12 protein-coding genes are annotated in these 12,845 nt (G+C 41.9%); 2 read left to right on the top strand and 10 right to left on the bottom strand.

Annotation, left to right across the window (positions count from 1 at the left end; translation table 11 throughout):
* Positions 1-12: 12 nt before the first annotated feature.
* From R3D00_10280 to R3D00_10235, 10 genes are all read right to left on the bottom strand, one after another.
* Positions 13-381: a DoxX family protein gene (locus R3D00_10280; protein MEZ4773557.1), complete on the bottom strand. Its 369-nt coding sequence runs from the start codon at positions 379-381 to the stop codon at positions 13-15.
* Positions 382-682: 301 nt separating this feature from the next.
* Positions 683-1,147, bottom strand: a complete 465-nt coding sequence (locus tag R3D00_10275; GenBank protein MEZ4773556.1) for an SRPBCC domain-containing protein — start codon at positions 1,145-1,147, stop codon at positions 683-685.
* A gap of 6 nt (positions 1,148-1,153) precedes the next feature.
* On the bottom strand, positions 1,154-1,477 hold the full coding sequence (locus R3D00_10270) for a metalloregulator ArsR/SmtB family transcription factor (protein ID MEZ4773555.1): 324 nt from the start codon (positions 1,475-1,477) through the stop codon (positions 1,154-1,156).
* 254 nt (positions 1,478-1,731) lie between these two features.
* Positions 1,732-2,481 carry a methyltransferase domain-containing protein gene (locus R3D00_10265; GenBank protein MEZ4773554.1) on the bottom strand — a complete coding sequence of 250 codons (750 nt, stop codon included), beginning with the start codon at positions 2,479-2,481 and terminating at the stop codon, positions 1,732-1,734.
* A 102-nt stretch (positions 2,482-2,583) separates the two neighbouring features.
* Positions 2,584-4,263: a T9SS type A sorting domain-containing protein gene (locus R3D00_10260; protein ID MEZ4773553.1), complete on the bottom strand. Its 1,680-nt coding sequence runs from the start codon at positions 4,261-4,263 to the stop codon at positions 2,584-2,586.
* Positions 4,264-4,449: 186 nt separating this feature from the next.
* Positions 4,450-5,784 carry a VWA-like domain-containing protein gene (locus R3D00_10255; protein MEZ4773552.1) on the bottom strand — a complete coding sequence of 445 codons (1,335 nt, stop codon included), beginning with the start codon at positions 5,782-5,784 and terminating at the stop codon, positions 4,450-4,452.
* The gene (locus R3D00_10250) at positions 5,781-6,791 is read right to left on the bottom strand and encodes an AAA family ATPase (GenBank protein ID MEZ4773551.1); all 1,011 of its coding nucleotides are present in this window, start codon (positions 6,789-6,791) and stop codon (positions 5,781-5,783) included. The genes R3D00_10255 and R3D00_10250 overlap by 4 nt, the downstream gene beginning before the upstream one ends.
* The gene (locus R3D00_10245; GenBank protein MEZ4773550.1) at positions 6,792-7,610 is read right to left on the bottom strand and encodes a hypothetical protein; all 819 of its coding nucleotides are present in this window, start codon (positions 7,608-7,610) and stop codon (positions 6,792-6,794) included.
* Positions 7,611-8,079: 469 nt separating this feature from the next.
* Positions 8,080-8,760, bottom strand: a complete 681-nt coding sequence (locus R3D00_10240; protein MEZ4773549.1) for an RloB family protein — start codon at positions 8,758-8,760, stop codon at positions 8,080-8,082.
* Positions 8,761-10,101 carry an ATP-binding protein gene (locus R3D00_10235; protein MEZ4773548.1) on the bottom strand — a complete coding sequence of 447 codons (1,341 nt, stop codon included), beginning with the start codon at positions 10,099-10,101 and terminating at the stop codon, positions 8,761-8,763.
* A 392-nt stretch (positions 10,102-10,493) separates the two neighbouring features.
* Here R3D00_10235 and R3D00_10230 point away from each other — a divergent pair, with 392 nt between their 5' ends.
* Positions 10,494-11,675, top strand: coding sequence for a heparan-alpha-glucosaminide N-acetyltransferase domain-containing protein (locus tag R3D00_10230; protein MEZ4773547.1), 1,182 nt, complete (start codon positions 10,494-10,496; stop codon positions 11,673-11,675).
* A complete protein-coding gene (locus R3D00_10225) occupies positions 11,676-12,836 on the top strand; it encodes an AAA family ATPase (protein ID MEZ4773546.1) in 1,161 nt (386 codons plus the stop codon).
* Positions 12,837-12,845: the final 9 nt, after the last annotated feature.

Here is a 12,845-nt window from a genome sequence, read left to right as displayed (position 1 = left end):
ATAAGGTAATTGCTATATTTTTCTATCCGCTGGTCTGAAATACCACGAAACCACTGTCAGAACCAGTAACAAGGTCGGGCCAAAATATTCTATGGCTGCATCGGCCACGGCAAAATGCGAAATAATGGCACCTGACATGGCAAAGAAAAAGCCTGCATATGCCCATTCTTTTACCAGAGGGAATTTAGGAATAAGAACGGTTATCACGCCAAATATTTTCCAGACACCTATTATGGTCATAAAATAATTGGGATAACCGAGACGGGTCATTAGTTCCACCTCCTCATCCATTCTGATGATTTGGACAATTCCCGTGGATGTCATTCCTAAAGCCAGCCAAAGGGTCGCAACCCAATAAATGATTTTATCTCTCTTTTTCATAGTGGATTATTTTAATTTTCATAAAGTAATTGGGAGTTTCTGCGAAACCTTGCGCTTCCTCTTCGTCCTCATATGGTTGCAACTTAATGAAACTGGTCTTCGATCTGAGATGATAGGGTTCACGCAAAGTCCGCAAAGGAATCGCAAAGTAACGCAAAGGGTGTTGTAGTCTCTGCGTTCCTCCGCGTGGTACTCTGCGTTACTTTGCGTTCAAAAACAGGGGAATGATCTTCGATCAACATCTTGAGGGTTCGCGCAAAGTTTCGCAGAAGTGCATTTTATGATCCCAATAGGTTTATAATTAAGTTAATTTATTTACACATTCCTGAAGGCGGTTATGCGCCATATTTATTCCCTGGGCGAAGGGAAGTTTCAACAACTGATCTCTCAGTTCCACAGATCTGAACACAATATGCATGCTGAGTTTGCTGGTGTTTTCGGTAAGTTTTTCGAAATCGAGAAACTCCAGTTGGGCACCAAAAGATGTGTTTTCCATTTCAAATGTGCGGGTGATTTTACGGTCGGGCACAAACTCGTGGATGGTACCATTGAAGCCGTGTTTATTTCCCTTAGGGTCAGTGGTAATAAACTGCCAGCTTCCATGTTTTTTATTTTCCAGTTTTATGACTTTCGTGCCCATCCATTGCTCCACAATTTCCGGTTCAACATAGGCTTTGAAAAGCAGTTCGACGGGCAGGTCAAACTCGCGGGTAATCACCAGTTCCTGCCTGCCGTCCTCGGCATGGATTTTTGTTTTTAGTTCCATTCGATTTTATTTTTTCTCCTGGTATTTTTTCATGATGTCTTCGAGTTTATTAAACCGCTCCTCCCATAACATGCGGAAGGGCTCAATAAAGTCAGCGATTTCCTTGATTTTTTGGGGATTGAGGTGGTAATAGATTTCCCTTCCGCTTTGCTGCTGCTCCAGCAGTTCGCATTCGGTGAGGATTTGCAGGTGTTTGGAAACTGTGGGTCTTGCAGTCTCAAAATTGGCTGCGATCGCCCCTGCGGTCATGGATTGAGAGGCAACCAGAAGGAGTATGGCTCTTCTTGTGGGATCTGCGATGGCCTGAAATACGTCTCGTCTCAGATTCATTACGTAGCTATTTGACTACAAATATATATGTAGCCATTTAACTACGCAAATTTTATAGAAACTTTTTGTCTACGGAATTATCAACTTATTGGGATAAACCACGAAGGACACAAGGAAGTCACGAGGGACACAAAGCGCAGTTTCCTTGTTCCTTTGTGAGGCCTTTGTGAGTGGGTGCAATTCAAAATGTCGCGGTCTCGACTTAACGCTTAAAGGTCCCTCCCCGAAAGGGGCCTCTTCGGCCTTCCGTTGGTCTATTTAACCGCAACAACCCTCAACCTGACGTAGTCGGCATACCATTGATTGTTTTTGAAATTTGTGGGCCTTAGCTGTTCCTCAACTTCTGTCAGGATTTGGGGAATAAGATTGTTATCGACATCCTCAAAAAAGGATTTGCCAAACATGTAAATCCAGTTTCTGATTCCATCATTGTCTTTCAGCAGTGTATCTCTGTCAAAATGGGCAGCCCAGGTTACCCGAAAACCTTTATTTTCGAGCAGCGAAGTATATTCTGAAAGGGAAGGGAAATACCATATCTGCCTGTTTGCCGCATTTTCATAACCGCGTTTTTTCAGGGAATTTCTGATGGCAGAAACGATGTTTTGCACGTTCCCTCTCCCGCCCAGTTCGGCAACAAACCGGCCTCCTTCTTTCAGGCAACCGTAAATGCAGTCCACGGCTTTCTCCTTTTCCAGCACCCAGTGTAAGGTAGCGTTGGAGAAAACTGCGTCAAATTTTTCTTCAAAATGAAAATCTTCGGCAAAACCTGTCCCGAAGTCCAGCCCGGGGTATTTCTCCTTCGATTTTTTTACCATTTCTTCCGAACTGTCCATCCCCACTACCCTGGCTCCCGACTTACTGATAAGGGCAGCCAGGTCTCCGGTTCCACTTCCCAGATCCAGAACAATTTCGCCTTCCTTTGGCTTCAGCAGATCTATCAGCGCCTCGCCATACATTGATACAAAATCGTGCTTCTGGTCGTATAGATTTGTATTCCAATTCATGCCGGCAGTCTTCGTTTTTTAATTCAGAATAATAACGCAAATGGGATATGAAGTAAAAATACGATATTTCAAGATTTTGTGGGGTTCATTTTACACGGATATTTACTGCCTTATCACTGGCTGGGTAAATACCTGCCCATTAATCGTGATTTTCAGTAAATATAAGCCGGGCGTATCGGGAAGGGAAAGCGCAATTCCTGAGGGCGTATTGTGCAGGCTGGATTGAACCTGTCCCTGAAGGTTGTACAATACGATCTGCTCTGCAAGCGGCCCACGCCAGTTGACCACAACCTGATCACGTGTCGGATTGGGCGCAACCCGAAAATCAAACTTTTCAACAGTTTCGATGCCTGTACCCAAAATCACTTCCATTGAATGGGTGAGGGTATCGCCAAAAGGCACTCCGTTTTGATGCATCCGCCAGTGGGTGGTAATGGTTCCAGGCTGCGCAGGGCCCGTAATATTCACAGAAAACGTAATGGGCCTTCCCCGGAAAATACCCCCGTAAAACGGAATTTCATTGGTGGTGTCGTTGATTGCACCTCCCTGAAGACCCAATTGTACCGGGTCGCTGCTCACCTGCTGGAGCGCAAATCCTTCACTGCCGGTCCATGAAATATCGCCCTCGTTGCGAACGATCATCTGCGCAGGATAAGGCATACCTGCTACCACGGTATCAGGAAGGTTGTGAGTCAGAAAAATACTTCCCAGCTCGGGACGGGTGTTATAGCTGGTGGCTCCGTTGGCAGTGGTCCGGATATATTCAAAAGGGTCATCCGTAGTGGACCAGACATCCGTATTGGGGTTATTGTTAATCAGGTGATTGGTGTCTTGCATCGCAGCGTAAATGCCGGTGCCTTCATCGTATTCGTTCCAGCTTTCGATGTATACCAGATTGAAAGTAGTATCTACCTGGCCCCATGCATTTGCATAATGAATCCCCCCATCTCTCGGCAGGAAGTCGCCCGGGTTACGCACATTCTGATCCCAGTACCCGCCTTTGAGCTGAACCGTTTTGCGGTTGTTGAAGGTATTGCTTTTGAAATATACGTTGATTTCAAACAGGGGTACCCGCTCGTCGGTAAAGCTGAAGGTAGGATTGTTTAACGCAGGTGTGATCATATAAATTCCCTGCTGAAAGGCAGGTAAGCCAGAAAATGCCGCAGACAACCTGCTTTCCAGGTCATTGCGTGTAAACTGATTGGCATTGTTGATATTGACAAACAAGTGCCAGGTGGACAACATCAGTTTGTCGTCTATTTTTGCGAGGTAACTGGCAGCATGGGGATCGGTATTATACTGAAAATATTGGTTGTAAAACCTGATATACTGCTGCACAAAAGTGTCTTTACCCGCCACGGTGGCCAGATCCAAATTAGGCTCATTGTACCAGGTAATCAGCGGATCGAGGAAGGGAGCGACTTTGGGCACATCGTACCCTTCTGCGCGAAGTTCGTGCAGGGCATTAAAAAACAATTCCCTCCTGATTTCCGCATCGTCAATGAGATGTACATACAGCACATCAATATTGGCCATCATCACCTGTTTGATTTGTGTTTTCCACCAGGGGGTCAGACCTGTCCAGTTTTGCCTGCCTTCCAGCGGCGGCCAGGGCCCGCTGAGTTGTCCGCCACCGGAAGCATACCAGTGGAAAAAGGTGGTAGCCACAATCCGGTCTGACGACTGGAAGGAGGGAGCAGCGCCAAAAAGGTCGGGGTTTTGGGAAATGGTAACCAGGGGTGTGCCTGCAAGGACAACCAGAACAAATAATAATTTTTTCATGGGTTTTGTTTGCCAGGGTAAAACTTGAATTTTTATGAAAGAACTCAATCTATAGGGATATGTAGAAAAATTGCCTCTGGTTAACACACGCCCTCCCGATTTCAGATTTTATTCCCCGCTTTCAAACAGCATTTTCCTTGTACAATCACCAATCAGGCCAATGGCTGAATATGGCTGATTGAAAAATTAGTCAATTGATATAACTGTACCATAAGGTGGTTTAAAATCATCGACTGAATCGGTCAAAACCCAAAGCACTTCGTACGGCATTGGCGTTTGCGGATATAATATTTCACCATCTGTAATTACAAGTGCATAGTCCACCTCATTATCAGCGCTTAGTCGAAGCATTCCCGGCGTCATATCACTGCCCCAAAATCCTTTAACTTCAAAGTTCAACAGGTCTGATGGTGAATACCAAGAATCATCACTTACATTACTATCGCACTGGATTATATGTACTTCCGGTATTTGTAAATTTTCACAGAATGAAGCAATAGTACTTAATACTTTAACTAACATTTCAGCCATTGACCCACTTGTATCAACAACTATATGTAAAGTATGACCTTCTCTTTTCGAACCTGCCCGTACATATTCATTGCTTTGCCCACGGCGACTTGGACGTGCATAAGTACGACCTGATCGTGTCGTAAATTCTAACCATTTTTGTAATGCGATTTCCCAGGGTGGTTGGTATAAGGAACGAATTAAGTTATATGTAACTGAAAAACCGGCAGAAACACTACTATCAATCGTACTGCTATTGAAAAAATCATCAATTTTTTCAGTTATTAATTTACTGCTTAAAACATGACTTACCGTTTTCTTTATTTCCTCATTCTGCTTTGAAATAGCACCTCTTTTTAACTCGGGAAATAGTTTTTTTTCAAATTCTTCAGTTAAAATATCGGAATTAAGTTGAGTATAAGTTTTACCAGATTGCATTTCATTTAAAGCCAGATCAAAGTACAAATCTTTCAGCCTATCTTCAAAAGGCAGATTTAGCTCTGATTTATCCGGCAATAAATCTATTCCCCAATGAACTTTAAAAATACTATTTTTTAATTTTCCGCTCTCCAATGCGTCTTTGATAAATCGCATTAACTCTTCTGCTGATTTGTCCTTTATTGAGTAGTAACCCTTATATTCTTTTACCCAATCCAGTCCTTCTACCGGAGTTTTGGACAAATTAAATGTTTCTTTCAAAAATTCATTTATAATAAAATCGTGTGTAATATTAAATAAGCTCAGATCTTCAGAATTGGCACGATAGTGCGTTTGTAAGGCAAGGTGCATGATTTCATGTGCTATCACAAATGTTGCATTTTTGATAGACAGCTTACCAAACCAATCAGGGTTAATTATCAATCTGCCTGAAGCAAAAATTCCGGCTGTAGATATTTCATCTACAGCTATAAGCTCAATATTATGAGTTAATTCAGCCAGATATGGAATATTTATACGGACTAAATGCAACGCTTTTTTAGCAAATTCCAGTATTTCAGCATTGTTTTTCATTTTAAGCCGGTAATTTCTGACAATGTATCAAGTAATGCCTGCTCTACACCAAGACTGCCCCATTCCGGCACTGCATTTGCGAATAACGCAAACCGGTGTTCCTGCGGTAATTGCATTAAAAAATTGTTTAGATCTTCACGATCAAATTGTAATTCTTTGTTTAGTAATCTTTTGCGAATTAGGTTAAGTAAGAACCATAGTGAGGTGTGTTCTTTAGGCAGTTTTTGGGGATATTTAATATATTCTTCAATCGACAATAGTTTATCCATTTGCGTTTCTGCAAGTGTGCAGAAAATTGCCGCGTCTGCCGCCGAAATTCTACCAAAGCTGAGCACTTTAAATAGTTCTTTATTTAAAATCCCTGATTTTTCAGCCAGATCAAGTGCATTTGATAAAGAAGCCCAGGCTCTTGGTGTGGAAAATGGTACGGGTTCATTTGGAACGTTACGCATTAATGCTTCCGGGAAAAAAGCAATAAAAGACAAAATCTCTCTCCTGATTTTATTTTCCTGTGCCCAAATCAACCATTCTTTTACATCTACCCTCACCTGGAAGATGAAAGTACGATTAACTAATGCACTGCTCATCTGCCTTACTAAGGCCCTGTCTTCCTGTCGGTTTCCAGCCGCAACAATCCAGGTTCCTTCCGGCAGCTTATGTTCACCTAAACGACGTTCTAACAATAAGGCATATAACGCTTTTTGTACATCAGGTGCAGCCGCAGGAAATTCATCCAGAAATAGACAAAATGGTTCTGGGTTTTCTGGCAAAAGTATTCGCGGTGGACAAAACACCGAACGTTCATTTATAATTTTGGGAATACCGCTCACATCTTCAGGCGCGATTTGTGTGCCCAGCAAAGAACGGCATTCAAGACCTTCTTCCAGCGCAGCCTGTCTTACTATGTCTGATTTCCCGACACCTGGGGCAGATAACAACAAAATGCTTTCCTTGCCAGCAAGCGTCCTGATTAAAGATTTTGCCTGACTTAATGTTATTGTTTCCATTTATAATTTACTTTTTCGAAGATCTTTTTCACCAAACTCATTTGTAATTGAAAGATAATAGCCGTCATTTAACATTAACCCCAGGGACCACTTTTCTTTATTTATAACCACTTTTGTATTCAGTAATTCATAAAAAGCGTTGGGTTTGATCGACATAACACAATCTGATGTATGATCTTTTACCTCAAATATTTGCAACAATCCCTCCGAACATTTAAGGAAACGACTCCACCCCAAAATAGAAACAACTGTATCCCAATACTCGGGAAAATGAGGAGATGTACCATAACCAAGATGATCAAATATTCTGGTATAATAGGCTTCCAATTTCCTATCTTGATTCTTCAGAAAATCTCTGATTTCACATTCCAATTGTGAGTTTAGCTCTTCAGAATCAGGCTGTATATTTTTAGGCGCATTCCACCAGATATTATTTAAGTCCGGTTTCTTTTCACCTGCACTTAACACTAATTCTGCCTTCTTGTTTGCCGTATATCTTTTTTTTGCGCCGTTAAAATACCCAAATTTCCCTTGCTTTCTTCTCCTTGAGTCTGCCAGTTCATTTTCAATTTCAACTTCATAAATAATTGTCTCATCAATGTTAAAGTATAGACTGCAATAAATACAATCATAGCCAAAAAAAAGTATCCTGCCACAGTTACAATAACCACTATAGCCATAATATTCACCATATTCACCATAATCGCCATCACGCTGAGAAGTCACGTAAAACCCTTTGGCTTTCAGGAAAGCTAAATCGTCTTGATTAAGCATGCGTCTCCCTAAAAGGTAATCTATTATTTCATTTATCACCTTCATGATCTTGTTAAATTAAGTCTAAAGCCTGGATGATTGAATTAGTACGTCCTACACAAATTTAGGTTGTGTTATGCAAGTTCAATTTTCCGACAAGTCTGGGAGCATGATCATTCAGTGTTCATTTCTTATTATTGAGAACGTTACGCTTCCCTGTGTGAGGTGGTCCCCAATCATTGGACAGAATTGGGGACCACCTCATTGTAGTAAGTTATTATTTTGTACTTAATTTACTGTCCAGTTTTTGGGGGGAGTACATCATCCTACCAAAAAAGAATATGATAGAAACCAACCAAATGAATAAGATTAGAATGGACTTATAACTTTTCATATTTTCAAGAATCACCTACAACGTTTTGCAGCTACCCGAAGGTAGCGATTTCAAAGCAATTCACTGTCAACCAAGCAGAAATCCGCTTTAGGCGGACACAAAGCTTGATTAAACCACTGAACCGCCACTTTTGGGTAGGTGCTATTGGCGGCTGGTCTTTATCTTCAAGTCTGTCAAGCACTGGTCTAACTGTGATTTTGTAAATCTTATTATTTGCTTAGCAAGATTGAAAATCTCGGTAGAATATAATTTTGGTTGTCCATTCTCTATTTCAAAATTCTTTTCGGCATTTAATGTTGCTTGCTGAATTTCTAATGGCATACTACGATTGTCAAAACCACCTTTAATTTTTGTCGCAACAAAATCTTTAAAACTTTGTGCGGCCTCTACTTCGCCTGCAATAGGTTTTTCAGAATTGAAATGATAAAAAAGCCATATTTCAAAAGAAGGATTGCTTTGCGCAACAAACCATCCATTGTAGGTTTGCCGCTTTTCTTCAACAAATTTTCTTAAATCATCAATTTTATTTCCTTCATTCCATCTATCAGTATCAATAACAAACCACACCTCATCTTCTAACTCTTTTGATAGTGTAAGAGAGTTGTTTTCAAAGCTTTGTTCTGCTTGAGCTTTTAGTTTGGTCGGGTCAGATTTTCCATTTTCATTTGGAATGGGAATAATGTCAATGTTTGAAGAAAATCCTTGAAAGAATTTGAAATAGTCTATTTCCTTTCTTTCTCCTTCGCAAAAGATATATATTTTCTTTGCATTCTTGAATGGCTCAACCTTTTCATAAACTTTATGTCGGCTTAAATACTTCATCTACCAATTCAAGGCTTTTAAGTTGCTTAAAAAAGGAATACCACCAAAACGGCCCTTTAAATATCCGTTTTCTATATTGATAGTGTTATGTATTTTGAAGTCACTAAGCGAGTATATTTTACTTGAACCATCAAAATCTTTTTGTGCAAACCATATTTCATCTGCTCTAAATATGCTTTGGTCTAATAAATTTGATTCGTGTGTTGAGAATATAAGTTGTCCCTTAACAGATTCATCTAATGCCAATTTTGTCATTATTTCTTTTATCGTCATTGGATGAATACTTCTTTCAATTTCATCAATAACGAAGACTTTATTGTCGTTAACTATCCCTTGGAAAGCTGGAATGTAATCAATAAGTCTTCGTGTGCCATCTGATTCTTGACCTAAATTAAAGTCTGTGCTTTCACCTAGTGCGTTTTGATGTTTAGTAACAAGTCTTTTTGCAAACACTTCATTATTTTCATATACAAGTGTAACTTCTTCTCCTGTTTCACTGTGTGTTAAAAGTGATAGCTTATTTGGTTCGCTTTTTAAATCTTCTATTATTTTTCTTTTAAGTTTGGCATCTCCTCTTTCGCCAAAAAACTCTTCAAACTTTTTTGTTTCAATTTCAATTTTAGATATACCTGTGTTTAAACTCGGAATGAATTTATTGGCAAACTCTTTAATTGTTGGTTCTTTGTCTAAAATATGGGCAATACCACCTGGTCTTGCATCTGGCTTAATAATAACTAATGTTTCATCAAACCATCTAAATGCAGAATAAGTTGATTTAAAGTCTTCTGGATACTTCTTGCTTAAAAACGCAATAAGCAGTTCATTCTTCTGAATTAATTTTTCAGAAAGAACTTCTGCAAAGAGTTTTTCCTTATCAGTTTTGTAATAATCTTCGTGAAATTTTATCTCTTGAATCCCATTTTCATAACTTCTTTCAAACACTAAAATATCATCACTCTTATTGCTTTTTGCTAAGCTTTCATAAAGAATATTACCTTCATTAAAGGTAATTGTATAGAAAAATGGCTCACTATCTGCTATAAATTCAATACCAAGAGATATAGGAGCTTTTAAATTGTCTACATTTAATTTAAACTTTAAATCTTCTGTGTCTGAAGGCAGTTTTCCTTCATCAACTAAAGTTTCTAAAAGTGAGATGGCTTTGATTAGGTTTGATTTTCCTGAGCCATTAGCCCCATATACTGCACTAAATCTCAAAAAGTCAAAATCACCAATTTTGACCTTATGGTGTTGAAGTCCTTGTGACTTGTTAGGAAAAAGGTTGAACTCTGTTTCGTCCTTAAACGAATATATGTTCTTAGCTATAAATCGAATCAGCATTGCCGTGAATATTTCACGCAAAAATAGTTCTTATTCTTGATTTTACAAACATTTTCAACTTAAAACTCATTTTAAGCGTGAGATATTCACGCTTAAGACTTCTGCCGGGTACTTTGTTAGACTTTCCACCAACATCCCTATCCACGCCACCCATTGCGTTTATCCCCTAAATATCTTCTATATCCCTCACTGGAAACCCACTCATCATCCATAAATCTCCCCAATTCCCTTCAACTCTCCAAATATTTTACCCACAAGTACCACCTTTTTGTCTTACCGCTCCCTTCAGCCTCCCAACCCCTGATTTTCGGCGTTTCTTCTACCCTATGTTATTGTTTCTTTCCGGAAAAGTCCGATATTTTAGGCTTCTTACACCTTAATAGCCCCTGCTAATGTCAAACGCTCTGTCAAAACGCCTGATCTCCCTCGATGTCTTCCGTGGCCTGACCATCGCCGGAATGATCGTAGTCAATGATGCCGGTTCCGAAGCTATCTATACGCCACTCGAACATGCCTCCTGGCATGGGATTACGCCCACTGACTTTGTATTCCCCTTTTTCCTCTTTATCGTGGGGGTTTCCATCGTCCTCGCCTACTCCCGTGTCCTCAAAGACAATCCGCCCATGGGGCAGATTACCCGCAAAATCCTCACCCGCACTGCCATCATCTTTGGCCTCGGTGTGTTCCTCTGGCTCTGGCCGAGGTTTGACTTTGGCAACATCCGCCTCCCGGGTGTGCTCCAACGAATCGCCCTCGTTTTCCTCGCTTGTTCATTTATCTTCCTCAAAACCAACTGGAAAACGCAGGCCTGGCTCGCCGCCGGCTTGCTCGTGGGCTACTGGCTGGTTATGGCACTTGTCCCCGTACCCATCGACGAAACGATTTCTACCGCTCTCGCCACCGGCAAGGTGAATTCGCGCCACGGTATGATCGATATCGGATATATCCGGCAGGTTTCGGAGGGTTTTATCGCCGGTAACTTCGAACCGGGTACCAATATGGAAGCATGGATAGACCGCCTCATCGTCCCCTTCCGCATCTACCAATACACCTGGGACCCCGAAGGCGTACTCAGCACTTTCCCCGCGATTGCTTCCGGTATCACCGGTATGCTCGCAGGAGCGCTCCTTACGGGCAAACAAAAACCTGAAAAAAAGGTGATAGGCCTGATGGTTGGCGGTTTTCTCGCTATGACCCTCGGCAATGTCTGGGACTGGTTTTTTCCCTTCAATAAAAATCTCTGGTCCAGTAGTTTTGTCATGTACACTTCCGGACTCGCTTCGATGTTGCTGGGATTTTTCTACTGGTATATCGATGTGCTGGAAAAAGATAAATACACCTATATCTTTAAGGTCTTCGGCGCCAATGCCATCACCGCTTATGTCCTCCACAGCGGGCTGCATTTTCTCTTTAGCCTGAAAGGGTTTAATATCAATGCCGCTTTTGTGGATGGGCTCAACAGCACCGGACTTGATCCCAGATTTGTTTCCCTCCTTTGGGCGCTTTCCTATACGGCGTTTATCTTTATCCCGGTCTGGATTCTGTACAGGAAGAAGATTTTCATCAAAATATAAATGTCGCTCCCGGCACAAACAAAAACCCAACATTATGCCCGCGCTGTCCTGGGCCATATTCACGAATATATCTCGGGACAGGGCTTTTTTTTTACCAAACAGGATATCGCCAATTTTTATCTTTCCCTCAAAACCAAACCTTTTGTTATACTGGCAGGGATTTCGGGAACGGGGAAAACACAACTCGTTCGCCAGTTTGCAGCGGCCATCGGGTGTAAGGACAATTGCACCCTTATCCCCGTGCGCCCCGACTGGACCGACAACGCCGACCTGTTGGGTTATACCGATCTGTCGGGAAAATTTCGAGGAAAGGCGCTTTTCTCAGCGATAATCAGGGCACATCAGCATCCGGAGGAAATATTTTTTGTCATCCTCGACGAGATGAACCTCGCACGGGTCGAACATTATCTCAGCGATATCCTCAGTATCATGGAAACGCGGGAAAGGGTGGGTGAAAGGATTGTCTCTGACCCTATTCTCACAGTTGATATGCTGGGAGAATCGTTAACTGAGACTAATTTTCCACTCGGCCTCCCCGACAACCTATACCTCATAGGCACGGTGAATATGGACGAAACTACTCATCCTTTCAGCCGTAAAGTCCTCGACCGCGCCAATTCGATCGAAATGAATGACGTTCACCTCGACTGGCCCGTCGCCGATGAAGTGGTAGCACCCATCGAAGACGTGTACAACGATTTTCTGCTCTCGCCTTATGTCCAGCCCAAAGATGTAAGCGAAGCCGAAAAACAGCGAATGAACAGCACCCTGCAACTCCTGACAGACATTAACCAGATCCTCAAAAAGGCGGATTTGCAGTTTGGCTACCGGGTGCGCGACGAGATTGCTTTTTATATGCTCAACCGCCACGAGATACGCGAGCTTATCTCCGAACAGGAGGCGATCGATCTTCAGGTGATGCAGAAAATTTTGCCGCGCATTCACGGAAGCTCGCGCCGCGTAGGGCGGGTACTGTTTGAACTGATCCGTAAATTTTCGCCTTCGACGATCGATCTGCAGCCTGGCCTCTACGCCTCCGAAATTGCAGAAAAACTGGGCGACCCCCGAAAAAAAGGCTATAAATTTCCCCGCACGCTGGAAAAGCTGCTCCTCATGCACCGACGCTTTGAAGAAGATGGGTTTACTTCTTTCTGGATGTAGTAAACCCCC

The organism is Bacteroidia bacterium (assembly GCA_041391665.1).
GTDB lineage: Bacteria > Bacteroidota > Bacteroidia > J057 > J057 > JAGQVA01.
Note: the sequence above shows the minus strand (reverse complement) of the source record. Positions and strands in the feature narration are given on the sequence as shown.